General features: G+C 40.0%; 24 protein-coding genes, 1 other RNA gene and 1 pseudogene. 5 read left to right on the forward strand and 21 right to left on the reverse strand.

Annotation, left to right across the window (positions count from 1 at the left end; genetic code table 11):
- Nucleotides 1-21: 21 nt before the first annotated feature.
- Nucleotides 22-2,412: a 3-hydroxyacyl-CoA dehydrogenase/enoyl-CoA hydratase family protein gene (locus KMHG_RS13075; RefSeq protein WP_010290160.1), complete on the reverse strand. Its 2,391-nt coding sequence runs from the start codon at nucleotides 2,410-2,412 to the stop codon at nucleotides 22-24.
- 317 nt (nucleotides 2,413-2,729) lie between these two features.
- Here KMHG_RS13075 and KMHG_RS13080 point away from each other — a divergent pair, with 317 nt between their 5' ends.
- The 3 genes from KMHG_RS13080 to KMHG_RS13090 all read left to right on the forward strand — a co-directional run bounded on the left by KMHG_RS13080 (nucleotide 2,730) and on the right by KMHG_RS13090 (nucleotide 4,093).
- A complete protein-coding gene (locus KMHG_RS13080) occupies nucleotides 2,730-3,050 on the forward strand; it encodes a thioredoxin family protein (protein WP_010290161.1) in 321 nt (106 codons plus the stop codon).
- 84 nt (nucleotides 3,051-3,134) lie between these two features.
- The gene (locus tag KMHG_RS18045; protein WP_010290164.1) at nucleotides 3,135-3,593 is read left to right on the forward strand and encodes an STAS domain-containing protein; all 459 of its coding nucleotides are present in this window, start codon (nucleotides 3,135-3,137) and stop codon (nucleotides 3,591-3,593) included.
- Nucleotides 3,590-4,093 (forward strand): C39 family peptidase, encoded by a 504-nt coding sequence (locus KMHG_RS13090; protein ID WP_010290165.1) that lies wholly within the window; start codon nucleotides 3,590-3,592, stop codon nucleotides 4,091-4,093. The genes KMHG_RS18045 and KMHG_RS13090 overlap by 4 nt, the downstream gene beginning before the upstream one ends.
- Here the strand turns inward: KMHG_RS13090 and KMHG_RS13095 are convergent.
- From KMHG_RS13095 to KMHG_RS13105, 3 genes are read right to left on the reverse strand one after another with little or no spacing between them, the layout of a single operon-like run.
- Nucleotides 4,076-4,957: a 5'-3' exonuclease gene (locus KMHG_RS13095; protein WP_010290166.1), complete on the reverse strand. Its 882-nt coding sequence runs from the start codon at nucleotides 4,955-4,957 to the stop codon at nucleotides 4,076-4,078. The two genes, KMHG_RS13090 and KMHG_RS13095, sit on opposite strands and share 18 nt — an antisense overlap.
- 53 nt (nucleotides 4,958-5,010) lie before the next feature.
- Nucleotides 5,011-5,466 (reverse strand): OsmC family protein, encoded by a 456-nt coding sequence (locus KMHG_RS13100; protein WP_010290167.1) that lies wholly within the window; start codon nucleotides 5,464-5,466, stop codon nucleotides 5,011-5,013.
- A gap of 11 nt (nucleotides 5,467-5,477) precedes the next feature.
- Entirely contained in the window at nucleotides 5,478-5,966 is a 489-nt protein-coding gene (locus tag KMHG_RS13105; RefSeq protein ID WP_010290169.1) for a hypothetical protein, read from the reverse strand.
- 305 nt (nucleotides 5,967-6,271) lie between these two features.
- Between KMHG_RS13105 and KMHG_RS13110 the strand changes: the two genes are divergently transcribed.
- Nucleotides 6,272-7,984: a methyl-accepting chemotaxis protein gene (locus KMHG_RS13110; RefSeq protein WP_010290170.1), complete on the forward strand. Its 1,713-nt coding sequence runs from the start codon at nucleotides 6,272-6,274 to the stop codon at nucleotides 7,982-7,984.
- 53 nt (nucleotides 7,985-8,037) lie between these two features.
- Here the strand turns inward: KMHG_RS13110 and KMHG_RS19155 are convergent, their stop codons facing one another.
- The 17 genes and pseudogenes from KMHG_RS19155 to KMHG_RS13185 form a co-directional block, all read right to left on the reverse strand.
- Complete coding sequence (locus KMHG_RS19155) at nucleotides 8,038-8,205, reverse strand: hypothetical protein (protein ID WP_154647379.1); 168 nt, start codon at nucleotides 8,203-8,205, stop codon at nucleotides 8,038-8,040.
- 86 nt (nucleotides 8,206-8,291) lie between these two features.
- On the reverse strand, nucleotides 8,292-9,599 hold the full coding sequence (locus KMHG_RS13120; RefSeq protein ID WP_010290173.1) for a zinc ribbon domain-containing protein: 1,308 nt from the start codon (nucleotides 9,597-9,599) through the stop codon (nucleotides 8,292-8,294).
- Nucleotides 9,600-9,668: 69 nt separating this feature from the next.
- Nucleotides 9,669-10,448 carry a zinc ribbon domain-containing protein gene (locus KMHG_RS13125; RefSeq protein WP_010290174.1) on the reverse strand — a complete coding sequence of 260 codons (780 nt, stop codon included), beginning with the start codon at nucleotides 10,446-10,448 and terminating at the stop codon, nucleotides 9,669-9,671.
- Nucleotides 10,449-10,667: 219 nt separating this feature from the next.
- Nucleotides 10,668-11,022: a transfer-messenger RNA gene (gene ssrA / locus KMHG_RS18865) on the reverse strand.
- 189 nt (nucleotides 11,023-11,211) lie between these two features.
- On the reverse strand, nucleotides 11,212-11,676 hold the full coding sequence (gene smpB, locus KMHG_RS13130) for an SsrA-binding protein SmpB (protein WP_010290175.1): 465 nt from the start codon (nucleotides 11,674-11,676) through the stop codon (nucleotides 11,212-11,214).
- 22 nt (nucleotides 11,677-11,698) lie between these two features.
- Nucleotides 11,699-14,083, reverse strand: coding sequence for a ribonuclease R (gene rnr / locus KMHG_RS13135; RefSeq protein WP_010290176.1), 2,385 nt, complete (start codon nucleotides 14,081-14,083; stop codon nucleotides 11,699-11,701).
- A 25-nt stretch (nucleotides 14,084-14,108) separates the two neighbouring features.
- Nucleotides 14,109-14,855, reverse strand: a complete 747-nt coding sequence (locus KMHG_RS13140; protein ID WP_010290177.1) for an alpha/beta hydrolase — start codon at nucleotides 14,853-14,855, stop codon at nucleotides 14,109-14,111.
- Nucleotides 14,856-14,966: 111 nt separating this feature from the next.
- Nucleotides 14,967-15,194: a preprotein translocase subunit SecG gene (gene secG, locus KMHG_RS13145; protein WP_010290178.1), complete on the reverse strand. Its 228-nt coding sequence runs from the start codon at nucleotides 15,192-15,194 to the stop codon at nucleotides 14,967-14,969.
- 150 nt (nucleotides 15,195-15,344) lie between these two features.
- A pseudogene (locus tag KMHG_RS19625) lies at nucleotides 15,345-15,471 on the reverse strand (2-deoxy-D-gluconate 3-dehydrogenase); the annotation flags it as partial.
- Nucleotides 15,472-15,583: 112 nt separating this feature from the next.
- A complete protein-coding gene (gene eno, locus KMHG_RS13150) occupies nucleotides 15,584-16,879 on the reverse strand; it encodes a phosphopyruvate hydratase (protein ID WP_010290179.1) in 1,296 nt (431 codons plus the stop codon).
- Between the two features lie 41 nt (nucleotides 16,880-16,920).
- Nucleotides 16,921-18,447, reverse strand: a complete 1,527-nt coding sequence (gene gpmI, locus KMHG_RS13155; protein WP_010290180.1) for a 2,3-bisphosphoglycerate-independent phosphoglycerate mutase — start codon at nucleotides 18,445-18,447, stop codon at nucleotides 16,921-16,923.
- A complete protein-coding gene (tpiA, locus tag KMHG_RS13160) occupies nucleotides 18,440-19,201 on the reverse strand; it encodes a triose-phosphate isomerase (protein WP_010290181.1) in 762 nt (253 codons plus the stop codon). The genes gpmI and tpiA overlap by 8 nt, the downstream gene beginning before the upstream one ends.
- A gap of 29 nt (nucleotides 19,202-19,230) precedes the next feature.
- Nucleotides 19,231-20,415: a phosphoglycerate kinase gene (locus KMHG_RS13165; RefSeq protein WP_010290183.1), complete on the reverse strand. Its 1,185-nt coding sequence runs from the start codon at nucleotides 20,413-20,415 to the stop codon at nucleotides 19,231-19,233.
- A gap of 180 nt (nucleotides 20,416-20,595) precedes the next feature.
- Complete coding sequence (gap, locus tag KMHG_RS13170) at nucleotides 20,596-21,600, reverse strand: type I glyceraldehyde-3-phosphate dehydrogenase (RefSeq protein WP_010290185.1); 1,005 nt, start codon at nucleotides 21,598-21,600, stop codon at nucleotides 20,596-20,598.
- 27 nt (nucleotides 21,601-21,627) lie between these two features.
- Entirely contained in the window at nucleotides 21,628-22,665 is a 1,038-nt protein-coding gene (locus KMHG_RS13175; RefSeq protein ID WP_010290186.1) for a sugar-binding transcriptional regulator, read from the reverse strand.
- 233 nt (nucleotides 22,666-22,898) lie between these two features.
- Nucleotides 22,899-23,156: a glutaredoxin family protein gene (locus KMHG_RS18050; RefSeq protein WP_026022111.1), complete on the reverse strand. Its 258-nt coding sequence runs from the start codon at nucleotides 23,154-23,156 to the stop codon at nucleotides 22,899-22,901.
- A 134-nt stretch (nucleotides 23,157-23,290) separates the two neighbouring features.
- Complete coding sequence (locus KMHG_RS13185; RefSeq protein WP_010290188.1) at nucleotides 23,291-24,838, reverse strand: DHA2 family efflux MFS transporter permease subunit; 1,548 nt, start codon at nucleotides 24,836-24,838, stop codon at nucleotides 23,291-23,293.
- A 223-nt stretch (nucleotides 24,839-25,061) separates the two neighbouring features.
- Here KMHG_RS13185 and KMHG_RS13190 point away from each other — a divergent pair, with 223 nt between their 5' ends.
- The gene (locus KMHG_RS13190) at nucleotides 25,062-25,952 is read left to right on the forward strand and encodes a TetR/AcrR family transcriptional regulator (protein ID WP_010290189.1); all 891 of its coding nucleotides are present in this window, start codon (nucleotides 25,062-25,064) and stop codon (nucleotides 25,950-25,952) included.
- The last annotated feature ends 5 nt before the right edge of the window (nucleotides 25,953-25,957 follow it).

The raw sequence follows: 25,957 nt of genomic DNA on the forward strand, positions 1-25,957 counted from the left end.
TATATATGAACTTCTCTATGATTAGTTACGTAGTGGTTTACCTTTTAAAAGCATATGTTGCATACGTTGTTGTGTCGCTGCATTTTGTACGAGTTGAATGAATGCTTCACGCTCTAAATCTAATAAATATTGTTCGTCAACGAGCGTTCCGAATGGCACAAGTCCACCCGCTAATACGTACGCAAGTTTTTTCGCAATTTCAATATCGTAATCAGATGCGTAGCCTGAATTTTTCAGTCCTTCTGCACCGAGTAATAATGCTGCATATCCTGTCTCCCCAACGACTGGCACTTTTTCACGTACAGGTGGCTTATAACCTTCTGCAACTAAACCGATGACCGCTTGCTTCGCATCATATAATAAGTGGTCTGGATTCACGCTCACACCATCTACAAAGTTTAAGAAGTTTAAGTCGCGCGCCTCTTCTGCAGACGTCGATACTTTCGCTGTCGCAATTGTTTCAAACGTTTGATTAACGATGTTTTGCAGATCGATGTTCACACCTTTCGGTAAGCCTTTTAATTGCTTCATATACAGCTCTTTGTTACCGCCACCACCAGGGATAACGCCAACGCCGACTTCAACAAGTCCCATATATGTTTCAGCAGATGCTTGAATGTGAGATGCGGCTAAACATACTTCTGCACCACCACCGAGCGTCATATTGTAAGGCGCTGCAACGACTGGTTTTTTACTATATTTCATGCGCAATGTCCCTTGTTGGAATGCATTGACAACTGCATCTAATTCAAATGTGTTATCGTCTTCTGCTTCCATTAAGATCATCGCAAGGTTTGCACCGACCGAGAAGTTTTTGCTTTGGTTACCAATGACAAGACCGATGAAATCGTCTGACTGGTCTAGTAAATCAAGTGCGTAATTCAACATTTGCATCGTATCAACGCCAAGAGCATTTGATTTTGAAGTGAATTCTAATAACAATACGCCGTCACCGAAATCAATGACACTTGCACCTGCATTTTGTTTTAATACGCCATGCTTTTTCTTATAAAGCGCTAAGTCGATTGCTTTTTCGTTACGTGGCACTTTGACGTAATCTTCACCATCGAAGTAATGTAATTCATCATCGATTGTCGTATAGAATGAATCGTAACCTTTGTCTAACAATTTGTTGACGAAGTCTGGAATGTCGACGCCTTCTTTCGTTAAACGTGCAACAGACTGCGTCACACCGATAGCGTCCCAAATTTCAAACGGTCCTTGCGTCCAACCAAATCCCCATTTCATCGCTTGGTCAATCGCTACAATGTCGTCTGAAATTTTGCCATTTAATTCTGCTGAGTATACGAGCGTCGGTGCGATAATGCTCCATAGTAGTTCGCCTGTACGGTCTTCTGCATAAACGAGTGATTTCACACGGTTTGCTAAGCCTTTTTGTTGCTTCGCGACTGTAATAGATGGCGTATCTAACTGTTTACGTGGGCCGTATTCAAATGTGTTTAAATCTAGCTCTAAAATTTCTTTTCCTTTTTTCAAGAAGAAACCTTGACCAGATTTTGCACCTAACCAACCGTTATCGACCATTTTTAATAAATAATCAGGTACGTCGAATACTTGTTGTTCTGCACCTGTCGTGTTGTCATACACATTGCGGGCAACGTGAACGAACGTATCTAAACCGACCACATCTAACGTACGTAATGTTGCAGATGACGGACGACCGATTAATGGACCTGTTACTGAATCTACTTCGCCGACAGAATAGCCTTTTTCTTTCATGACTTGTAGTGTAATCATTAAACCGTACGTACCGATACGGTTACCGATGAAGTTCGGTGTATCTTTTGCTAATACGACACCTTTACCGATTTCATCTTCACCAAATTGCTTCATATATTCAATGACTGCTGGATCTGTATGTTCAGCAGGAATAATTTCTAACAGTTTTAAGTAACGCGGTGGGTTAAAGAAATGCGTACCTAAGAAATTCTTTTGGAAATCTTCTGAGCGTCCTTCCGCCATTGCATTAATGCTAATACCTGACGTATTTGACGATACGATCGTACCTGGTGTACGGACAGACTCGATTTTGTCATATAACGACTTTTTAATCGCTAAGTTTTCTGTCACGACTTCGATGATCCAATCCGCTTTCGCTAAATCGTTAACATCGTCTTCTAAGTTACCAGTCGTCAATTTATTCAGGCTGCGCTTCGTTGTAAGCGGTGCAGGTTTTTGCTTTAATAGTTTTTGCATTGCACTATTTACGAGACGGTTACGAACAGCAGGTGATGATAACGTTAACCCTGCTTTTTCCTCTTCTGCCGTTAAGCTGTTTGGCACAATGTCGAACAATTGCGTTTCAAAACCACAGTTTGCTAAGTGAGCAGCGATCCCTGAACCCATGACACCTGAACCGATAACCGCCACTTTTTGAATGCGTCTTACCATAAAACAATTCGCCCCTTCCAAATTTGAATGAATAACCATTCATTTTTATCTAAAAAAAATATCGCCTTGCTTTTTCTATAATCATATTAGCATGACTTCCAATTTTTATGCAATAAATAAATACGTTTTTTTGTCTAAAAAGTTTATTATTTTCTGTTTCAATTCTATTTTTTCTTAATTAAATGACTTTAAAATACGCTTTTATTTCCATTTTTCGTGCACCTTATGAAATTTAAGTACTGAAAATGAATCAACTTACTTTCAGTAACCAACAAAACAGTGTACACTGTAAGTACAACCTATGAGGAGGATTTAACATGCAACCAATTACTACAATTGAACAATTTAACGAAATCATCACAACACAAGAAAACGTCATCGTAAAATTTTACGCTGGCTGGTGCCCTGATTGCACACGCATGAACATGTTCATCGATCCAATCATCGAACAATACAACCAATATGCTTGGTACGAACTAAACCGCGATGAACTACCAGAACTAGCTGAAAAATACGAAGTAATGGGTATCCCAACACTTGCTGTATTTAAAAACGGCGAAAAAGTAGGTCACCTACATAGCGCCAACGCAAAATCTCCTGAGCAAGTAACAGACTTCTTAGAAGCACAAAACGCATAATAAAAAAAGAACTCTCACCTGAAAAGGTCAGAGTTCTTTTTTTACCTCATTTCCGCTACAATATGGCATAAGGTGGTGATTGTTTTGGACTTACAACAAGAAAATGAAGCGCTTAAACAGAAACTTGCTTCCTATGAACAGCTTATTAGCTCAATGTCTGCACCAGTCATTGAATCTATTTTACAAGATGTTTTACTCGTACCGCTTACCGGTGTTTTAACGCTCGAACGAATCGACAATATCGACCAAGCGATTTTCGACTACATTTCAAAAACGAAGGAAGCACAATGTATTATTATCGACTTTACAGGCATCGTCATCGATGATTTTGCTTATATCGATACGCAAACGTTCATTACGCGTTTTGAAAAATTAATTCAAACACTTGCATTAATGGGTGTTCGCGTCATTCATACAGGTATGAGCCCTACTGTCGTTCGTTACTTCTATACGAATGGCTTCGTTGCGAATCACGATGCGTTCTCGTCATTCCGCACAGCTATTCAGCAACTCGCAAAAGAAGGCTACAAGCCAACGACATGATTACGTTACGCGCAAAATCACAATACGATCCAACGATTCAAGAACGCTACCGCACTTCTGCTTGCGGCCCTACTGCAATAGAAGCCATTTTAACGTATTATGAGCACCCTTCAACGATCAATGAGTTGTATGAAACACTCGGTACGACACCGATTGGGTTATTTACGTGGCGTTTAAAAAAGCGCCTTCGTCAATTGCTCGGTCCATCGTGGCAAGTGCGCCAAGTGACGAAAGTCCATGCGCTTGCAGCACTTGATCGTCATGAACCGATTGCGTTAAAATTTGACCGCTATTTCACACCATTTTTTTATAAAAAAGCACGGTACAATTATCATTGGACCGTGCTCGTAGGCTATTCAGTAGAATGTGGACGTTTGCAACTGTTTGTAGAAGACTTAGGGACACCCCGCCGTCCGAGTCGCATTGAAAAAATCGACTACTTACAAAATGCGCACGCGCTCACATTTATCCATATTAAACCGTTAACGGAAAATCGTTAACGCATGATTGGCAATTAAACGATACTCATGTTGATGCAATAAGTTTAATGTATCATTCGTCCACATCGGTAACATTAGTTCCTCTAATGTCGTATCGATTGGCACTTGTGTATTAATACGTGCAAGTTGAAGCGACAATTGTAGCATGTCTACGTTGTCGCTAATTTTTTGGCGTTGCCCCGGTTTTAATTCATCAACAGCGGCTAGTACCCCTTCAACAGAGCCATACTTTTGAATAAACTGTAGTGCTGTTTTCGGGCCGATACCTTTAACGCCTGGATAACCATCACTCGAATCACCCATAAACGCTTTTACGTCCGCAAATTGTTGTGGTGAAATACCGTATTCTTCTGTAAAACGTGCTAAGTTGTAAGCGTTATATTCTGTAAATCCTTTTTTCGTTAGCGCAATTGTCGTGTTCGGATTAATTAATTGTAATAAATCTTTATCGCCACTTACGACCGTAATTTGCGCGTCATCTTTCCATTTTTCAACGAACGAACCGATTAAATCATCCGCTTCTTGCCCTTTTACGCCGAAGTTTTGCCAGCCGATCATTTCAGATACTTCGCGTGCTAAATCAAACTGTGGCAACATTTCATCTGGTGGCGCTGTACGATTCGCTTTGTAGCCGTCGAACAAATCATTGCGGAACGTATGACTGCCCATATCCCAGCAAATGGCCATATGGGTTGGGCGAATTAAATTTTGCGCACTTAACACGTGACGCGCAAATCCTTGCACACCATTTGTCGGCGTACCGTCTTGTTTCGGGAAAAACTGACCCATCGGTGCTGTTGCATAAAATGAACGGAATAATAGCGCCATTCCGTCGACTAATAAAATATGTGGTTGTGGTTGCATGTAAAAAATTCTCCTTTAAAAAAAGGACGCCTATACGAGGCATCCCATTGTTACTAAATGACTTCAGCTACGCTGATTGTTGCTTCTAACTCTAATTGTACATTACCTTTGATTGCTTTGCTAATCATGCAAGTCTCTTCTGCTTTTTCAGCTAAACGTTGTGCTTTTTTACGCATCGCATCTGTCGCATCAGCCATTAAAACAATCGTCGGTTTGTGTATAATTTTTTGATATGTGAACACACCGTTCGTCACATCGACATACCCTTCTGAGACGAGCGCTTGTTTTTCTGTCTCAATACCCGCACGTTCTAATAACGCAGCAAGTGTAATCATATAACACGTTGCGGCGGCGCCTAATAACATTTCATCAGGATTCGTCCCAACATTTGGACCGTCCATTTCTTTCGGAATAGATACGGTCGTTTTTAAGTTGCCAGCTTCAATCTCTCCGACGCTATTACGCCCACCTGGCCAATTCGCTTGTAATGTAAATAAATGTGTTGCCATGTTGCCACCCCTTAGTTTGAAAATGGATAGTATTGTTCTGTATACGGGTCAAATGCATAACGGTATACAGCATCTTTTTTCTCTAATGCAATTAAATATACTTCTCGGTCGTCGTAATTCATAATCGTATTTTGATACTCACGATCTTTAACGACTTTCCCACCTTCTGTACGAGCAATCATCGCTTGCGCGTCATCGACTTTCACATTTGGAATATCACGTTCAAACATAAATGGCGCGAATAAAAGTAGCACGTACGCCATACCAATTAAAATGTGCTTCTTATGAAAGTTTTGCTTGTCTAACAATAAAAAATACGCAATTAAAAATGTCATTAACCCGAGCATTACATACCCCGGCATATCCCCCAAAATATTTACGCCATTATACGGTTTTGCGCGGAAATAAAAATATATTACTTCTATAAATGAAAGGAGTACAATGCCGAGTAATAGTTTCTCCCGTTTTCCAAGCTTCCCTAAACGAGTTTCTTTTTTCAAAAATGTCACCTCTATTTTAAAAATCCATAAATGTTATTTTACCACGAACGACGATACGTTCTACAATATGACGAGAAATGTGCTACGATGTTTCTACGAAAAAAAACAAAAAAAGATTCATTTTTTTGTTTTAGGTATCACGTATTAGATAATTCTTTCACAAAAAGCACAAATACCTACATTTAAACAATATAATGCCCTTTTAAACTGTATCAAATTGGAAAAATACCATTTTTATTCATCGTTATTTACGAATAATGTCGTTATAATATGATAAAACACCTAAAAAGGGAGATTACCGTAACATGCAATTTTTAAAAAATTTGCGTATTCGTTCTAAATTAATCGTGCTGATGGTCGTTAGTTTAGTCGCGTCACTCATTATCGGTTCGATCGCAATTTTTAAATTAACGACCTTATCACATGAGATGAATACGATTTATGAAGAAAAAACCGTTCCAAGTAACTGGATTAGCGATGCAGTCGTTTTCAACTTACGCATTGACCGTATTATTTTAGAAATGACGGCATCGAATGATCAAATGGAAAAAGATACATTATACGAAGAAGTAAATGAAGGCATTGATGAAGTGCTTGGTAACTTTGCGAAGCTAGAAAAAATGTCATTAACGACTGAAGAAAAAGCGGAACTCGATAATTTTTACAAGCAAGTGGACATCTTTACTGATAATCAAAATAAAGTATTTGAATTAGCTTTGGCTAATAAAAATGATGCCGCGTACAAACTGTACAAAACGAAAGTAAAAGCACCACGCGCAGAAATGGTAGATTCACTAGAACATATGCGCCAAATGAAAATGGAGCAAACGAAAGATATTAACGAACATAACGCTGCTTCTGTGAGCAGTTTAAAAACGTTAATTATCGTGATTGCAACAGGCGCAGCATTGATTACAGTGTTACTAAGCATGCTCATTATTCGTTCAATTATGTACCCAATGCGCCAATTAAACGAACAAGTCGCAGCGTTAGCAACAGGCGATTTTACGGTGAAAGACACGTATACATCAAAAGATGAATTCGGACAATTATCAACATCATTTAATCAAATGATTGACCAATTAAGCGCTGTGCTCCACCAAGTGCAAGACTCTGCAAAATTAATCGATGACACATCTGTACAACTAGGTAATAACGTTGATGAATCGTCAAGTGCGATGGCACACGTCGTTCAATCCGTTCAACAAATTACTGAAGATGCAGAAACGGCCCAATCAAAATTACAAAATAACGTGGCATCGATTCAACAAGTAACTGCGCAATTTGAAGTGATGAAACAACATGTCGAGGAATTAAATAACTTATCGAACATTGCCTATGAAGCAGCGAATACAGGTACTTCAACGATTACCGCAAATGTAGACCAAATGGAACATATTCGCACGTCTGTTGAACAATCAAACGACGTCATTCAAACGCTCGCAAATCGCATTAGCGAAGTCGACCAAATTTTAAAAGTGATTACAGGTATCGCTGACCAAACGAACTTGCTGGCATTAAATGCAGCAATTGAAGCGGCACGCGCTGGTGAACATGGTAAAGGCTTCGCCGTCGTCGCTGATGAAGTTCGTAAATTAGCAGAGCAATCGCTCGAAGCGGCAAATTCAATCGGCACGATTTTATCAACGATTAAATCCGATACCGCACACTCTGTTTCTATTATGGAAGTCGTTTTGAATGACGCACATAATGGGATTACAACGACAGAACATACCGCACAACAATTTAATGAAATCGTACAACATACGGAAAATATGACGCCGCGTATTACGACGATTTCTTCAAACATTCACGACATTACACGTGAAATTGAAGCGATTAACAACAACGGCGAAGAACTACTTGCCGTCACTACACAAAATGCTCAAAATGCTGAACTCGTGTCAGCTTCTACTGAAGAACAATCTGCTTCGTTAGACGAGATTCACCAATCTTCTAATGGCTTAACGCAAATTGCTTCAGATCTTAATAAAACGGTACAACAATTTAAAGTATAACGAACAAAAAAGGGAAATCGCACACAATGCGACTTCCCTTTTTTTATGTCATATTAAGCGTCTACTTCTTCTAACATCACTTTTAATTCATCGATTTGTTGTTTCGTTAAATCGATTAATTCTGTTGTGACAGCGTTCATTTCGCCCGCTTGTAATTGTTTTAATGTATCTTCAGCATCTGTCAGCATTAGCTCTAGATCTTCACGTTTTAAAATAGCCACGTCATTGCTCCTTTTACGTTAGTACAAGTAGTGTAGCACAACTCAGATAAAACGCAAAAGTGTGTCTGATGTGCTGAAGCAACATGCTATTGTTTATATTTCGGGAACTCTAATTCGTCCGTTAAATATTCACTCACATGTAATTTTTTCGATTTATACGTTTTACCGTCTTCTTTAAATTTCGCAACTAAATCAAATTCAGCGCCTGATGGAATGCTTAACACACCGTCTGCATATTCATTTGATAAGTTCATTTTTTCACCGTTTACGGTAAACGTTAATTTCGGTAAGTCTTTCGTCGTCAACGTCACTTCTTTCGTTTTAAATGTTGCGTTGAGCATATTACTATGTTGCTTCGAAATATTTACTTTACGAAGTTCTTTTAAATCACCAAATTTTGATTTGTATTCAACGGTGTATTCATATTTCCCTGGTAATAAAATTTCTTCCCAATCATCATTTTTTTGAAGCGTCGTACGTTGATCACCGAAAACGAGTTTCACGTCGTCTACGTTCGTTTTCACGTGCGCTAAAAATGGTACAGGATAAATATTGTAATGTGCTAAGAAACTAAGTCCTAACGGCGAATATTTACGTACGATGAGCTTACCTGCCTTGCTCGGCAGTTGTACTTCGTCTTCAATATTTGCTACGTTTGTCGCTGATAATGAACGAATCATATCTTTCGTTTCTTCCGATAGTTCTTGAATATTTTGTTTTTTCAACAATGTATTGTACGCTTTTAAGCTTACATCATTATATGGATCCGTCGTTAATTGTTCAAAATATAAATTCGCGTCTTTTTTCGCAGCCGCTTCATCTAACTTTTTAATGAGCGCAGTTTCATTGCGCCACATAAAGCTCGCAATAATCGCGCCAATTATTAAGCAAAGCGCAATGAGTCCAACAATCATCGGCCATTTTTTATGTTTTTTCGGTGTTGCTGGTGGCGTTGGAGGTGGTGGTGTCGGTTCTGCTACGCGTGTAACTTCTGGTGTTGGCTGTGAAGATGCTAAATGGAATGGTGTTGCACATTTAAAGCAAAAGTTACTTTCAAGTGGATTTTCAGCGCGACAAGATGGATTCACACATGTTTTTGTCGGTGCTATCGGTGTTTCTTTTACAGGTTCCTTCGGTGGTAGCGTAGGCGCTTGTTCTGCCTTCTTTAACGTAATTGACTGATTATCTTGCGGAGTTCCTTGTGGCGTACCGCATTTTAAACAAAATTTGCTACCTTCATCGTTGTAGGCATCACAGTTTTCATTTACACATTTTACTTGTTTTACAGATGATGACGGTGCAACGTCTGACGACATGATTGTCCCACAAACGGTACAAAATTTATTGTTTTCTTCGTTCAGCGCCTGACATGCCTTATTTGGACATTGTTTCATACATTTCCCTGCCTTTCTCATACGAAAATGACACTTCACACATTGCGTGTAAAATGCCATTATCGGTCGTTAGATTTTTTTACCGCATTCATTACAAAATAGCGCTGTATCGTCTAATACGTTGCCACATGTACACATTGTAGCTGTCGGTTTTTTTAATGACACAGCACTCACTGCTGGCGCTGGTGTCGGTGTTGCTGGTTGATATACTGGCGCTGGTTCTACAACTGGTGTTGGCGCCGCACTTAATGGAATCGTACGCCATTTTTCTGCAGCACGTTCACCGCCTAATTGTTGAACGTCTTGAATTAATGCACCAATTTCACGAATAAATTGCTCCGTATGCATTGCCGGAGAACCTGATAATGAAGACGTAATATTCCCTGATGTCATACGTGCAAATAATCCTCTTGAACCTTCTCCGCTAATGCTAATCGGCGATGTCGAAGCGTGACATAATACCGAAAGGCGCATTTGAATGCCTTTACTTTTTAAACCGTTATAAATGACGATCGCTGCAATAATTAATAATATAATACCTACTGGTGGAAATCCGAATAACATCATCAGACCGAATAACGCAATCAATGCGCCAACAATTAATTGCGCGATGCTCTTTTTGTTTGATAATCCTGCTTGAATACCTGTAATCTCATTCATTTTCGCTTCACGAACGAGCACACTGTTGCCGAGCGTCGTTTTCGCACTACTCGTAAAAATAAAACGTTCATTCGTAATGATCGCATACCCTTTTGCTAACGATTTGTTCAGCAATGTTAAGTTCGATGCTTCATACTCTCGAATGGTGAACTCATTTTCCGCGAGTTCGATACCGCGTACGTTTCCCATACACAAACCCCTTTATCATTTAGTCATCTTCCAATTTCAATACACTTTTTCTAAAATTGTAAAATATGCTTAATTATACACAAAATTATTTTTCATACCTAGATATTTACGATAATTCATTTGGAAAATAGCACTAATTAAATACTTCTTTTGAGTGAAATGATAAAAATCTATGAAAAAAACCGCAACCTCCGAAGAGATTGCGGTTTTACCATACATGTATGGAGACGATGGGAGTCGAACCCACGTCCAGAAACTCCAGTACTTGAGCCACTACGTGTGTAGTCAATCTATTTGCGTTTCGCGCTGCATTATGCCGACAGACAGGCGTCTTGAGCGCTAACCTACTAATCTCTCCTTACAGACTCAGGTGGCACCTGCAAGTGTATCCCACTAAAGTTGGGCCTCAGTCACTCCACATGGGCGATGGAATGGTGAAGCAGTTGCAGAACTAAGCTGCAGCTAATTGATTGTTTGTTTTGCCAGTTATTATATAACTTCCGTTGTTGACGAAGCCGAGACCTCCGACACGCAACCCAAGCCCAGACATCCCTGTCGAATCCGTAACGTCCCCCTATTCACTAAGACAAAGAGCGTAAAGCCACATAAGCTCGTACTAGCTGTCCGAATATAGGTTGTTAGGAAATCGCTCGAGAGCGACTAGACTGGCTTGATGACTATATTATAGCGTAATACTGATGATGTCGCAACTGAAATGCATTGAAAAAAGGCCTGCATTCCTTGATGAATACAGACCTTCTTATTAACGATTGCGATCTTTCATTGCACGAGCAATGTCACGTTTCGCATCTTTATTTTTTAAATCTTGACGTTTATCATACGTCTTCTTACCTTTACCAAGACCGATCAGTAACTTTGCATAGCCATCTCGAATGTAAATTTTGAGTGGTACGATTGTGTAACCATCGCGTTTTACATCGTAGTTTAGCTGTTGGATTTGACGTTTGTGCAGTAATAATTTGCGCGTACGTAATGGGTCGTGATTGAAAAGATTCCCTTGTTCGTACGGGCTAACGTGCATATTTAATACCCACGCTTCACCGTTGCGAATTTGGACGAATGCATCTTTCAACTGCACTTTCCCTTTACGAATCGATTTAATCTCTGTACCACTTAGTACAAGACCCGCTTCGATTGTTTCTTCAATCGCATAATCGTGATTCGCTTTTTTATTTTGCGCTAGTGCATTTCCTTTTCCCTTTGGCATGTAGCGTCACCTCTATGATTGCTTATTTTCGTTTACCACCGCGGTCTTTTTGAGATGCTTTTGCCATTGCATCGTAAAAGCTACCACGTTTTTTTGGTTTATGATTGCTATCATGATCTGCGTTGCGTTTACGTTCGTCTTTACGTGTACGACCGTTTACTTTTGGGCCACTCGGTGTACGTTTGTTGCTTGGACCTTTACCACCGCGTTTGAATTCTTTACCTTTTTCTTTACCTTTGATAACACGTGGACCGTTGTTGCGACGTTTTGGTTGTGGTTCAGGCATGTCTGTAATGATGAAGTCGACTGCTGCTTCTTCAACATTGACGTTGAACACTTTAATTGTCACGCGGTCACCGATGCGGAATTGACGTGCAGTACGTTCGCCGACCATTGTCATTGAACGCTCATCGAAGTTGTAGTAGTCATCCGTTAAATTACTAATGTGTACAAGACCTTCGATTGTGTTATCAAGCTCGATGAACATACCGAAGTTCGTAACAGAACCGACGATACCTTCGAATTCTTGACCGACTTTATCAAGCATGTATTGTGCTTTCTTGATTGCTTCTGTATCACGTTCAGCATCGATTGCACGACGTTCACGAGATGAAGTATGAACTGAAATTTCGTCCATTACAGAACCCCAATAAGAAGTCGTTTTTGGTGATCTGTCACCTTCGATTAAATACGTACGTAATAAGCGGTGTACGATTAAGTCAGGGTAACGACGAATTGGTGATGTAAAGTGTGTGTAGAATGGTGCGGCTAAACCGAAGTGACCTAAGCATTCTGGGTTGTATTTCGCTTGTTGCATTGAACGAAGCATCATTGTAGAAATGACTGGGTATTCGGGTTGACCTTCTACTGATTTTAAAATACCTTGTAGCGCACTTGGATCAATTGAATCTGTTGCACCTTTTACAGTAATACCGAAGTTTGTGATGAATTCGAAGAAACGTTGCAGACGTTCTGGTTTTGGATCTTCGTGAATACGATAGATGAATGGTAATTCCATTTTGCATATGTGTTCAGCAACTGTTTCATTCGCTGCAAGCATGAAGTCCTCGATCATTTTTTCAGCAATTGTACGTTCGCGCACGACGATATCTACTGGCCAGCCTTTTTCATCGACAACGACGACTGACTCTTTTAAGTCGAAATCTACTGCGCCACGACGGTCACGATTAGAACGAAGGATATCTGATAATTCCTTCATCGTTTCAAACATCGGTACAAGCTCTTTGTAGCGCTCGATCAGTTCAGCATCTTTGTGCTCGACGATTTTATAAACGTCTGAGTACGTCATACGTTCATTTGTACGAATGACACTTTGGAAAATATCGTGTTCTACGACTTTACCTGTTGGGTCGATGATCATTTCACAAGATAATACTAAGCGATCGACTTGTGGGTTTAATGAACAAATACCGTTTGACAGACGGTGTGGAATCATTGGAATCACGCGGTCTGTTAAGTAAACAGAAGTTGCGCGTTCAAATGCTTCTTTATCTAATACAGAATCTTTCGTTACATAGTAACTTACGTCTGCAATGTGAACTGTTAATTTGTAGTTACCGTTATCTAATTTCACAACACCAACTGCATCATCTAAATCTTTTGCAGATTCGCCATCGATTGTAACGATCATATCTTCGCGGCAATCACGACGACCTACACGATCTTCATCAGAAATTTCTTCTGGTACAGCTGCAGCTGCTTCCATCACTTCTTCAGGGAAGTCTACATCGATGTTATGTTTATGGATAATCGATAAAATATCAACGCCCGGATCGTTTTTGTGACCAAGAATTTGTGTCACCATACCTGATGCTGAATGTTTTTCATCTGGCCATTTTGTAATTTCAACGACTACTTTATGACCGTCCATCGCGCCTAGTGTATGACCGCGACCGATGAAAATATCTGTACCGAAACGCTTGTCATCTGGTACGACGAAGCCGAAGTTTTTGTTCGCTTGGAATTCACCGACGACACGTGTTGTACCACGTTCTACGATTTCAACGATTTGACCTTCGCGACGTTCGCCAGTTGAATCTGCTGATACTTTCACGATAACTGTATCACCGTTTAATGCGCCAGCTTTCATTGTTGGTGGAATGAATACGTCGTCCATACCTTCTTCTTCTGGTGCAACGAAACCAAAGCCTTTTGCGTGACCGATGAAACGACCTTGGAATGTGTTCATACGTTCAGGTGTACCGTATTTGTCATTGCTACCGCGTACGATGCTCCCTTTCTCTTCTAAGTTCACTAAAATTTTCACTAGTTCTTTGAAGTCTTCTGCCTCTGTTAAACCTAGTTGTTCTTCAATTTCCGCTACTGTTAACGGTTTTATATCTTCTTGGGTAAATAACGCAAGTGTGCGTTGTTCTAAATTACTCAAATGTTTCCCTCCTACGAACAGACGATTATTCCTGCCAATCTAAACTATTTAGAAACGCTAAAATATCCTCATGTAATTGTTTTTTCTCTTTACCTAATGTAATGACATGACCTGACTCTTCATACCATTTTATATGTTTATCTATTGACTCTACTGTATCATAAATGATCTGTGCGGACTTCGGATTAATAACCTCATCGTGTCTCGCTTGAACGACGAAAATCGGTGCATATACTTCGTCAACGTGACGACGCACATCTTGAATCAGTTCAGGAAGTTTTGGCAATGAGGGCATACCCTCTTGTTTGATGCTTTCTAATAATGCACTCGTCTCTGTCTCACTATAGCCAAATGCTCTACTAAAATCCTTCGCGTATTTTAAAATACCGCTAAACATTGTATCGGTCGTACGCATCGTCATTGGCGCGCACATCGTCACAATTCCTTTAAGCGGTTTTAAATACCCTAAACGAAGTGAGAAGACGCCACCTAGTGATAGGCCGACTACAGCGATTTCGTTGTAGCCTGCCGCCACTAGCTCGTCATACGCCTTTTCTACATCTTGCCACCAATCCACTGGCCCTGTTTTAATCAGTTCTAGTGGTGATACACCATGTCCTTTAAAATGCGGTGCTTTCGTCGTATAGCCGTTCTTCTCTAAAAAACGACCTAATATGCGCACGTCGGCTGAATTCCCTGTAAAACCATGTAGTAATAATACTGCGCGCTTTCCAGCTTCAAAGAAAAATGGTTGTGGCAAAGATACCTTCATTTCAAAAACCTCCTGATGTGTCATTGCATTGGTAAATATACGTCTTCCTCTATTATATCCTTAACAAATACAAAATGCCTAACCTTTTGATGGTTAGGCATCAATCGTTTATTAGAATTTTGCAATTAAAATTGCGACAACGAAAAATAAAATTGAAAGAACCATCGTTACACGGTGTAAAATTAATTCTACGCCACGCGCTTTTGATTTGCCGAACAATTGTTCAGCACCACCTGAAATGGCACCTGATAGACCTGCACTTTTTGGTTCTTGCATTAATACCGTCACAATAATTAGCACTGCTAACACGATTAATGAAATTAGTAAAAATGTATGCATCATTTCACCTCCAGCTCATCTACATCACGACATTGCCTATTTTATCATAGACTAAGCACTTGATGCATAACTCTAAACGTAATTATACATACTGTCATTTTATCATGAAAACATGCAACTATATAGCAAAAAACGGTATTTCTTTAAAAACTATCTACCTAACGAGCCACTATCGATAACGATCGTTTGCCCATCTACGTAGTCAGGCTAAAAAGATTACCGCACCTTTCATATCTTCTGCATTGCCCCAACGACCTGCCGGAATGCGTTCTAAAATTTAACGACTACATTTTCCCTGTTAAATTAAATAATTCCATGTCACTTCCCTCTTTTTATTCAAAAAAAACAGGCTATGTCAACGTGACATAGCCTGTATGAAGTTCAATTACTTATTTATTTAAGTTATAGAAAGATTGGATACCGTCGTATTTAGAAATACCAGCTAATTCGTCTTCAATGCGAAGTAATTGGTTGTATTTCGCAACACGGTCTGTACGAGATGGTGCACCTGTTTTAATTTGACCAGCGTTTGTTGCAACCGCGATATCAGCGATTGTTACGTCTTCTGATTCACCAGAACGGTGTGAGATCACCGCAGTGTAACCTGCGCGTTTTGCCATTTCGATTGCATCTAATGTTTCTGTTAATGTACCGATTTGGTTTACTTTGACTAAAATTGCGTTACCAACGCCTTCTTCGATACCACGTGCTAATTTTTCAGTGTTTGTTACGAATAAATCGTCACCGACTAATTGTACGCGATCGCCGATACGTTCTGTTAGTAATTTGTGACCTGCCCAGTCATTTTCGTCAAGACCATCTTCAATTGAGATGATTGGGTATTTGCTTACAAGCTCTTCATACCATGCAACCATTTCTTCAGAAGTTTTTGTCACGCCTTCACCATCTAAGTGGTATAGTTTATCTTCGTCATTGTAAAGTTCAGAAGATGCAACGTCCATCGCAAGTTTTACTTCTTCGCCTGGTTTGTAACCAGCGCGTTCGATTGCTGTCACGATTGTAGATAATGCTTCTTCGTTTGAAGAAAGGTTCGGTGCGAAACCACCTTCATCACCTACAGCTGTGTTGTGGCCTGTTTCTTTTAATACCGCTTTTAATGAGTGGAAAATTTCAGCGCCCATGCGTAATGCGTGACGGAAGCTTTCAGCGCCAACAGGCATAACCATGAATTCTTGAATATCTACGTTGTTATCAGCGTGTTCGCCACCGTTTAAAATGTTCATCATCGGTACTGGTAATTGTTTTGCATTTACGCCACCGATGTATTGGTAAAGTGGTAAACCTAAATAGTTGGCACCTGCGTGCGCTACTGCTAAAGATACACCTAGGATTGCGTTTGCACCTAGAACGCCTTTGTTATCTGAACCGTCAAGTTCGATCATTTTTTTATCGATTGCAACTTGATCTAATACAGAAAACTCGCCTTCTAATGCTGGTGCAATGATGCTGTTCACGTTATCAACGGCTTTTAATACACCTTTGCCAAGGTAGCGAGATTTGTCTCCATCGCGTAACTCGACAGCTTCGTATTCACCAGTCGATGCACCTGAAGGTACGATTGAACGACCATATGCGCCTGATTCTGTAAATACTTCTACTTCCACTGTTGGGTTACCGCGTGAATCTAATACTTCGCGAGCTAATACGTTTGTAATAATTGACATTGTTTGAACTCTCCTCGGTTTGTGAAATTATTGTTTTCGATTTAATCGAATAATGGTTTACCTGTCATTTCGGCAGGTTGCGCAACGCCTAAAAGTTTAAGCATTGTTGGTGCTAAATCAGCTAAAATCCCGTCGTGCATTACCGCATCATCTTTCGTGACGATAACGGGCACTGGGTTCGTTGTATGAGCTGTCATCGGTTTACCATCGAGTGTTACGACTTCATCAGAGTTACCGTGGTCTGCAGTAATAATCGCATAACCACCTTTTGCTAAAATCGCATCAACGACGTCACCTAAACATTCGTCAACCGCTTCGATTGCCTTAATCGTTGGCTCTAGCATACCGCTATGGCCGACCATATCAGGGTTTGCGAAGTTTAAAATGATTGCATCTGTTTTGTCACCATTAATTTCAGCAACTAATGCGTCGCGCACTTCATAGGCACTCATTTCTGGTTGTAAATCGTATGTCGCCACTTTTGGCGAATTGATTAAAATACGATTTTCCCCTTCGAATGTTTCCTCACGACCACCACTCATAAAGAACGTGACGTGTGGATACTTTTCAGTTTCGGCAATACGTAATTGACGTAATCCTGCAGTTGATAACACTTCACCGATCGTATTTTTTAGATCGTCATCGTGGAACGCGATATCACCGATTACAGTTTCACTATATTTCTTAAAGCAAACAAATTCAAGGTTTTTCGGCTGAATTTCTGAAATATCAAAACCTTCAAACTTTGGATTTGTAATTGCTGTCGATAATTGAATCGCGCGGTCAGGACGGAAGTTGAAGAAAATAACAGCATCTCCGTCTTCGATTGTTGCGACTGGTTGACCGTTTTCTTCTACGACGAATGGTACGACAAACTCGTCTGTCACACCTGCTTCGTATGATGCGGCAACACCGACACCTGCAGAAGGTTGCGTTGGTCCTTCACCTAAAACGACTGCGTCATACGCAAGTTTTACGCGGTCCCAACGTTTATCGCGGTCCATCGCATAATAGCGACCGCTGACAGATGCAATTTTACCGATACCGATTTCTTGAATTTTTTTCGCTGTGTCGTCTAAATAGCCGCCAGCTGTTTTCGGTCCAACATCGCGACCGTCTAAAAATGCATGAATATAAGCTTCGTCTAAGCCTTGTTGTTTTGCAAGTTGTAACAATGCAAACATGTGCTCATAGTGACTGTGTACACCGCCATCAGAAAGCAATCCTAATAAGTGCAATTTAGAATTGTTTGCTTTCACGTGGTTGATTGCTTTTAGAAGCACCTCATTATCAAAGAAATCGCCGTCTTTAATCGCCTTATCGATACGCGTTAAACTTTGGTATACGATACGGCCGGCGCCGATATTTAAGTGACCGACTTCGGAGTTCCCCATTTGTCCTGCAGGAAGACCAACTTCTTCTCCTGATGCAAGTAATTGTGCATGTGGGAATTGTGCGTAGTAGCGATCAAAGTTTGGTTTGTTCGCTTGTGCTACTGCATTACCGAAAACTTCTTTCCGACAGCCGAAGCCATCTAAAATGATTAGTGCAACTGGTGTATTAGGCATTTGCCCCCGCCTCCAATAATTTTAAGTATGAATCTACTTCTAAGCTTGCACCACCAACAAGGGCTCCGTCAATATGTTCCGTTGATAAAAATTCAGAAATATTTGACGGTTTTACAGAACCACCGTATTGAATACGTGTTTTTTCAGCTGTTTCTTCGCCAATTTCTCCAGCAATCGCCTGACGAATGGCGCCACATACTTCGTTCGCATCTGCGGCTGTCGCTGTTTTGCCACTGCCGATTGCCCAAATTGGTTCATAAGCGATAACCGCTTCTGCCACTTGTGATGCTGTTAAATCTTTAATTGCGGCTGTTACTTGCGATGAAACTTTTGAAACCGTTTGGCCTGCATCGCGTTCTTCTAACGTTTCACCGACACAAATGATCGGTGTTAAACCGTTCGCAAACGCTGCGTGTGCTTTTTTGTTTACAGCTTCGTCTGTTTCATTGAAATATTCTCGGCGCTCAGAATGACCTAACACGACGTACCCTACGTTAATATCCGCTAATTGGTTCGGGCTGACTTCACCAGTGAACGCACCTTCTTTTTCAAAGTGCATATTTTGAGCGCCGATGGCTAAATCCGTGCCCTTCGTTGCTTCTACTAACGATGGTAAAAATAGTGCTGGGGCGCATACAACAGCGTCTACTTGATCGTTTGCAGGGACTTGCGTTTTCACTTGCTCTACAAATTCAACAGCCTCCGAAAGTGTTTTATACATTTTCCAGTTGCCAGCAATAATTGGTTTACGCATGTATTCATCATCCTCCATATAGTTTTATATTATTTATCGTTTAATGCGACGACACCAGGAAGTTCTTTGCCTTCCATAAACTCAAGAGAAGCACCGCCACCAGTTGAAATGTGCGACATGTCATTTGCTACGCCGAATTTTTCGACTGCAGCTGCTGAGTCGCCACCACCGATGACTGTGTACCCTTCTGTTTGTGCCATAGCGTTTGCAACACCTTTTGTACCGTTGGCAAAAGCGTCCATTTCAAATACACCCATTGGGCCATTCCAAATGATTAACTTCGAGTTTTTAATTACTTCTGCATATGTTTCAACGGTTTTCGGACCGATATCAAGGCCCATGTAGTCTTGAGGAATTTCTTCGATCGGCACAACTTTTGTGTTCGCATCTTTTGAAAATTCATCTGCTACGACTGCATCGACTGGCATGTAAAATTTCACGCCTTTGTCTTTTGCTTTTTGAATAAATGATTGTGCTAATTCGATTTTGTCTTCTTCAAGAAGAGACGTACCAACTTCATAGCCTTGTGCTTTTGTGAATGTGTAAGAAAGACCACCACCGATAATTAAGTTATCGACTTTTTCAAGTAAGTGGTTGATGACATCAATTTTGTCTTTTACTTTCGCGCCACCGATAATAGCTGTAAATGGACGTTCTGGTTCTGCAAGTGCTTTCCCTAAAACGTCTAGCTCTTTTTGCATTAAGAAACCTGAAACAGCAGGTAAATATTGTGCGATACCCGCAGTCGTCGCGTGTGCGCGGTGTGCAGCGCCGAATGCATCATTTACGTAAATGTCTGCAAGGTTCGCAAATTGTTGTGCAAGATTTGCATCATTTTTTTCTTCCCCTGCGTGGAAACGAACATTTTCAAGTAATACGACGTCGCCATCTTGCATATTTGCAATGGCAACTTCTACATTTTCGCCGACTGATTCGTCTAATTTGTTCACAGACTTATTTAAAAGTTGTGCTAAACGTTCACCAGCAGCAGTTAAACGAAGCTCTTCTTTGACTTCACCTTTTGGACGACCTAAATGACTCGCTAAAATCACTTTAGCGCCTTCATCAATTAAATATTGGATTGTTGGTAGTGCAGCACGGATACGTGTATCGTCTGTCACTTTGCCATCTTCCATTGGCACATTAAAGTCGACACGGACGAAAACGCGTTTACCTTTTACATCAATATCTTTTACTGATTTTTTCTCATTCATCTACAGAATGCCTCCCTTTAGCGCGTGTAAAACGCTTTCTTACTTTCACAAAAAAAGAAGAAGTCACCGTAGCCCTTCTCCTTTTTTTTTCAAACTCATTATATACGCTAGTTTCTAAAAAGGCTAATTATTTTTCAAAAATAACTTTTCCTTTTCGCTGGGCGTAATTGTATTCAGTTATTAGAACCCTTGTTTTGCTACGTATTCAGCAAGGTCTACAACACGTGTAGAGTAACCTGTTTCGTTATCGTACCAAGCAAGTACTTTTACAAGATTATCTTCAAGTACCATTGTTGAAAGTGCATCAACTGTAGAAGAAGCTGTGTTACCGTTGTAATCGATTGATACAAGTGGTTCTTCTGAGTAAGCAAGTTGGCCGTTTAATTCTTCTTCTGAAGAAGCTTTTAATGCTGCGTTCACTTCTTCTTTTGTTACATTTTTATCTAGTTCAACAACTAAGTCGACTAGAGAAACGTTTGGTGTTGGTACGCGGATTGCCATACCGTCTAGTTTACCTTCAAGTTGTGGTAATACTTTCGCAACTGCTAATGCTGCACCTGTTGTTGTTGGAATGCTAGACATCGCTGCAGCACGTGCACGACGGTAATCTTTATGTGGAAGATCTAAGATTTTTTGGTCATTTGTGTATGAGTGAACAGTTGTCATCATACCGCGTTTAATACCGAATTTTTCATCCAATACTTTCGCAACTGGTGCTAAGCAGTTTGTTGTACAAGAAGCGTTTGAGAATACAACGTCTGATTCTTTGTTGTAGTTTTCGTGGTTAACGCCCATTACGAATGTTGGCATGTTTTTACCTGGAGCTGAAACGATAACTTTTTTAGCGCCTGCGTCAACGTGTTTTTTCGCATCGTCGTAGTTTGTGAAGCGACCAGTTGATTCAACAACGATATCTACATCAAGCTCGCCCCAAGGTAACTTCGCAGGGTCTGTTTCTGCATAGACACGTACTTTTTTGCCGTTTACAACTAAGTTTTCGCCTTCTGCTGATACTTCTGCGTCTAACTTACCGTGTACTGAGTCATATTTTAATAAATGTGCAAGCATTGCTGCATCTGTTAAGTCATTTACTGCTACGATCTCAATATCTTCACGTTGTAATGCTGTGCGGAAAACTAAGCGTCCAATACGTCCAAATCCGTTAATAGCTAATTTAAAAGTCATGTTCATTTCCTCCAATATTTTAAGTAATTAATAATCTTCGTGAATAATTTTTAGCATCTCTTGTGCTGCAGATAAATCTGTGATGAAATTTGTCTGCTCTGGCGCGTTCGTAAAGTAAGCGAGTATCGCTTTTGCTTTCGAAGCACCCCCAGCTAGCGCAATGACAGTGGGACATTTTTTGACCTGTTCAAGTTGTAACCCTACTGTGCGAATCCGTTGGACGGCCTTACCCTTCTCATCAAAATAATATCCGAAAGCCTCACCGATAGCACCGTGCTTGCGTAACGTTTCCACTTCATCAGAAGTAGAGTTACGGCGCAATGCCATTTCGTCTGCAGAGCCGACACCATGTACGACGATATCTGTACGGTTGTACAAATCGAGCATATCTTTGACGATTGGCTCGTGAATCATCGCATTGTACGCAGCTTCACTTAAATGTTCTGGTAAATACAATGTACGGTATTCGTTGCCCGTATTACTCGCAAATTCTGCTGCAATCGTATTCGCTTGCATCGATACGTCGACACCCATACCACCACGTGCCGCAATAAATGTGACACCGCGAATTTTAGAAGAAGGTGATAATTGCTCACCGACTGCTGCTACCGTACTCCCGCCTGTGACGGCGATAATATGTCCCGGCTTTGCTTCGCGCTTTAAAAGGTTGGCGGCTTCAACGCCCATCATTGCCTTCACTGAAGGTTCTTGATCGACGTTGCCATCGACAATCGTAATATGCTTCACACGTAAGTGTTTCTGCAATTGACGTTCTAAATCGGTAATACCTGACCATTCGTAAACGAGTGGTTTTAAGACATCTAAAATAAGCATACCTGCCTCAGAAATGGACATTCCTGCGCGGCTTACATGAATCAATCCTTGCTCACGCATGAGGTCCGTTTCTTTCCGAACTTCTCGCTCTGCTAAGGAGAGGCTATCTGCTAAAGCACGACGACCGATAGGACCTAACATTTGAACCATATTCAAAATGCGGTAACGTACTTGCAGCAACCCTGACATTTCAGGTAGCATTTTAAGCTGTGCTTCCGTTAATGACAGCATGTTCTCCCTCCTCTAGTGGGTTTAAATATATCCCATAGTATAAAATTTTATCCCACTTACTCTAAAAAAATATTTCTTAAGCCCATTATAACAGGTTATATTTTACAATGCAACAATGGTTGATTTTCGTCCCACTAGAGATAATGTTTTTGATGCCACACTTATTTACTTCCCGTTTATAACTAAAATAAACAATTTTAAAGAAAAAAACTGTCCTAATTGCTCGGACAGTTTTAAAGTGCCTGTTCTAATGATGCATCTTGTGCTGTAACTGCTTCAAAAATCGTTTCGTAATCCAACACGCCGTATTGAATCATTTCGCCATCTTTTTCGAGTACAGGGATCATCATCATATACCTCTCGTGCAAGTCTTCATCTTGTTCGATATCAACCGTTTCGAAGTCAAAATGAACGTCCTGTTGTACGAGACGCATCATATTCATACCTTCCTCACAAAGACGACAATTTTGTCGACTGTAAAAAGTAAGCAATAATTAAGACACTCCTTTACGTAATTAGTTCTCTATATTATAGAAGAAACTCAAAAAAATTGGTAGCGTTTTACTCGTAAAAAAGCATACAAAAAAGGAATGGTGCTCTTAGTACACCATTCCTTTAACAGTCATTATTTTTGTTCTTGTTTTGCGTCTATTTTAATAGAGTCTTGTGTCACACGTTTTAAGAAGAATGAAAGAATTAACGATACAACCGAAATACCAGTAGCAATTAAGAATGAGAAGTTAATGCCATCAATTTGCGCTTGTTTTGCCATTGTAGCAGCTAAGTCTTTCGCATATTTTGCAGCTTGCGCTTGTGCTTCTGCTTGATCCGTACCGCCTTGGATTAGAGACATTGCTTTATCTTTCGCTTTTTCAGCAACAGTTTTCTTAATGTCCATATCTTCAGCACTGCTTGTCGCTTTTTTCGTCATGATTGTCACCATAACAGCTGTACCGATCGCACCAGCAACTTGTTGTAGCGTGTTGTTAATTGCAGTACCGTGTGGATTTAAACGCTGTGGTAATTGGTTTAAACCATTTGTCATAATCGGCATCATAACAAGGGAAATACCTAACATACGTACTGAATAAACGATGATTAAGTAAGTGTATGTCGTATCTATTTCTAATTTACTTAATAAATAAGTTGTTACGATGATGATAACGATACCTGTTATTGCTAGTGGACGAGGACCGATTTTATCGAATAACTTACCAGTGATTGGAGACATCAGCCCCATAATTAATGCACCTGGTAATAACATTAAGCCTGCATCAAATGGCTCGATACCACGAATGTTTTGCACGTAAAGTGGTAAAAGAATCATGCCTGAGAATAATGCCATTGCGTTCACAACCGAAATGATACTGCTTAACGTGTACATTGGGTGTTTGTATGTTTCCATACTTAATAATGGTTTTTCTAGTTTTAACTGACGGATAACAAAGACGATTAATGCGATTGTACCAACGACGATTGTACCCCAAACTTCAAGTGCATCCCAACCTGCTGAAGAAGCAGTTGAGAAACCGTATAATAAACCACCGAAACCGATTGTTGATAAGATGATTGAGAATACGTCGATTGTAACATGACGCGTTGGCATAATGTTATCGAATTTGAATAATGCTAATAATAATGAAATAATCGAGAATGGTAAAATCACGATAAATAGATAGTGCCATGAATAGTTTTCAACTAAGTAACCTGATAATGTTGGACCAATCGCTGGTGCCATGATCATAACAAGACCGAAGATACCAAGTGCTGCACCACGTTTCTCAATTGGGAAACTAGCAAGCATGACGTTCATTAATAATGGACCCATTACGGCTGCACCGGCAGCTTGAATCATGCGGGCTGTTAATAGTACCCAGAACTCTGGTGCGAAAATTGCTAACGCTGTACCGATTGTGAAAATAGCCATCGATGTAACGAATAACGATTTATTTTTAAAACGCGTAATTAAGAACGCGCTGGCTGGGACGAGAATACCTGTTACTAACATGTATCCTGTCGCAAGCCATTGAACAGTAGACGCTTCAACATCAAAGTCTTTCATAATTGAAGGAAGCGCCACATTTAGAAGCGTATTATTTAAAAACGCGACGAATGCCCCTACGAATAAAATAGCAATCATTAAATAAGGGGGCTTTTTCATTGTTTCACTCATTAGTTCAATTCCCTCTTTACTTTATATTCAATTTAAAAAAAGTTTACTTGTCCTATTTTATACTCGTAGTCCAACTTTTGCAAGAAAAATATTTTAAACACATATAAACATTGATTTAATAACTTTTTGAAGGTATAACGCTAGTCTAATTAGCTTGAAAAAACATATGAACTATGATTAAAATTATACTAGGAGTTCAAAAATATATAAAAAAGGTGAATACATGAACAATCGAAAGCGTCAAATTATTCAAGCCTGCATGACATTATTCGTCGAAAAAGGCTTTGTAGAAACATCGATTCAAGATATTTTAACGGAAGCTAGCATTTCAAAGGGGACGTTTTACAATTACTTTTCTTCTAAAAAAGATTGCCTAATCGCCATCTTAGAAAATAGCCGCAAAGAAGCGAACATGCACAAAGTGACAGCACTTACAGGCAAAGAGAAAAACGACAAGTTGGCCCTTGTCGCGCAACTAGCTTCTACGATGCGCGCAAATAAAGAACAAAACATTATACCGATTATTGAGTCTATTTTGCATTCGGAAGATCGCGACGTAAAATATTTAGTGGACCAAATATTATTACGTGAAATTAATTGGACAGCGACGCGTCTATTAGATGTTTACGGTGCAAAACTTGTACCGTATCATCACGATGCGGCTATCATTTTATTTGGCTTAATTCATCAATTTTTCCATATGAACAAACTCATTAGTGGACAAAAATGTGATCCTGAACCTGTCATCACATTTGCGATGGATCAATTAGATGTCATTATTCCAAATCTGATTGAAAAGAAACAAACATTAATCGGGCCTGCATTTGCGGATTATGTGAGTGAGCATATCGATATCGCACTGATTGAAAAACAAGATGTTTTAGAACAATTAGAAGGCTTTAAAGCATTTTTAAAAGTTATTACAGCCGAACAACAAGAGTTTCTCGATTATTTAATCGAAGAATTAAGCAATGACATACCACGTTATAACATTACGAACGTCATTGCGTTTCAATTACACAAAAGCTTCCGCAATACACCACATGCGTCAGAAGCGATTGAAATTGCCAATCACGTATGGCAATTATCGAAACAAAAACGTGTAAAAGCATAAAAAAA

It is taken from the genome of Kurthia massiliensis (assembly GCF_000285555.1).
In the GTDB taxonomy this organism is placed as follows: domain Bacteria; phylum Bacillota; class Bacilli; order Bacillales_A; family Planococcaceae; genus Kurthia; species Kurthia massiliensis.

Excerpts from the sequence above, each read along its gene's own strand:
- KMHG_RS13075 (WP_010290160.1), bottom strand. The coding sequence starts at position 2,412 with ATGGTAAGACGCATTCAAAAAGTGGCGGTTATCGGTTCAGGTGTCATG.
- KMHG_RS13080 (WP_010290161.1), top strand. The coding sequence starts at position 2,730 with ATGCAACCAATTACTACAATTGAACAATTTAACGAAATCATCACAACA.
- KMHG_RS13090 (WP_010290165.1), top strand. The coding sequence starts at position 3,590 with ATGATTACGTTACGCGCAAAATCACAATACGATCCAACGATTCAAGAA.
- KMHG_RS13095 (WP_010290166.1), bottom strand. The coding sequence starts at position 4,957 with ATGCAACCACAACCACATATTTTATTAGTCGACGGAATGGCGCTATTA.
- KMHG_RS13100 (WP_010290167.1), bottom strand. The coding sequence starts at position 5,466 with ATGGCAACACATTTATTTACATTACAAGCGAATTGGCCAGGTGGGCGT.
- KMHG_RS13110 (WP_010290170.1), top strand. The coding sequence starts at position 6,272 with ATGCAATTTTTAAAAAATTTGCGTATTCGTTCTAAATTAATCGTGCTG.
- KMHG_RS13120 (WP_010290173.1), bottom strand. The coding sequence starts at position 9,599 with ATGAAACAATGTCCAAATAAGGCATGTCAGGCGCTGAACGAAGAAAAC.
- KMHG_RS13125 (WP_010290174.1), bottom strand. The coding sequence starts at position 10,448 with ATGGGAAACGTACGCGGTATCGAACTCGCGGAAAATGAGTTCACCATT.
- smpB (WP_010290175.1), bottom strand. The coding sequence starts at position 11,676 with ATGCCAAAGGGAAAAGGAAATGCACTAGCGCAAAATAAAAAAGCGAAT.
- KMHG_RS13140 (WP_010290177.1), bottom strand. The coding sequence starts at position 14,855 with ATGAAGGTATCTTTGCCACAACCATTTTTCTTTGAAGCTGGAAAGCGC.
- secG (WP_010290178.1), bottom strand. The coding sequence starts at position 15,194 with ATGCATACATTTTTACTAATTTCATTAATCGTGTTAGCAGTGCTAATT.
- eno (WP_010290179.1), bottom strand. The coding sequence starts at position 16,879 with ATGTCAATTATTACAAACGTATTAGCTCGCGAAGTATTAGATTCACGC.
- gpmI (WP_010290180.1), bottom strand. The coding sequence starts at position 18,447 with ATGCCTAATACACCAGTTGCACTAATCATTTTAGATGGCTTCGGCTGT.
- tpiA (WP_010290181.1), bottom strand. The coding sequence starts at position 19,201 with ATGCGTAAACCAATTATTGCTGGCAACTGGAAAATGTATAAAACACTT.
- KMHG_RS13165 (WP_010290183.1), bottom strand. The coding sequence starts at position 20,415 with ATGAATGAGAAAAAATCAGTAAAAGATATTGATGTAAAAGGTAAACGC.
- gap (WP_010290185.1), bottom strand. The coding sequence starts at position 21,600 with ATGACTTTTAAATTAGCTATTAACGGATTTGGACGTATTGGACGCTTA.
- KMHG_RS13175 (WP_010290186.1), bottom strand. The coding sequence starts at position 22,665 with ATGCTGTCATTAACGGAAGCACAGCTTAAAATGCTACCTGAAATGTCA.
- KMHG_RS13185 (WP_010290188.1), bottom strand. The coding sequence starts at position 24,838 with ATGAGTGAAACAATGAAAAAGCCCCCTTATTTAATGATTGCTATTTTA.
- KMHG_RS13190 (WP_010290189.1), top strand. The coding sequence starts at position 25,062 with ATGAACAATCGAAAGCGTCAAATTATTCAAGCCTGCATGACATTATTC.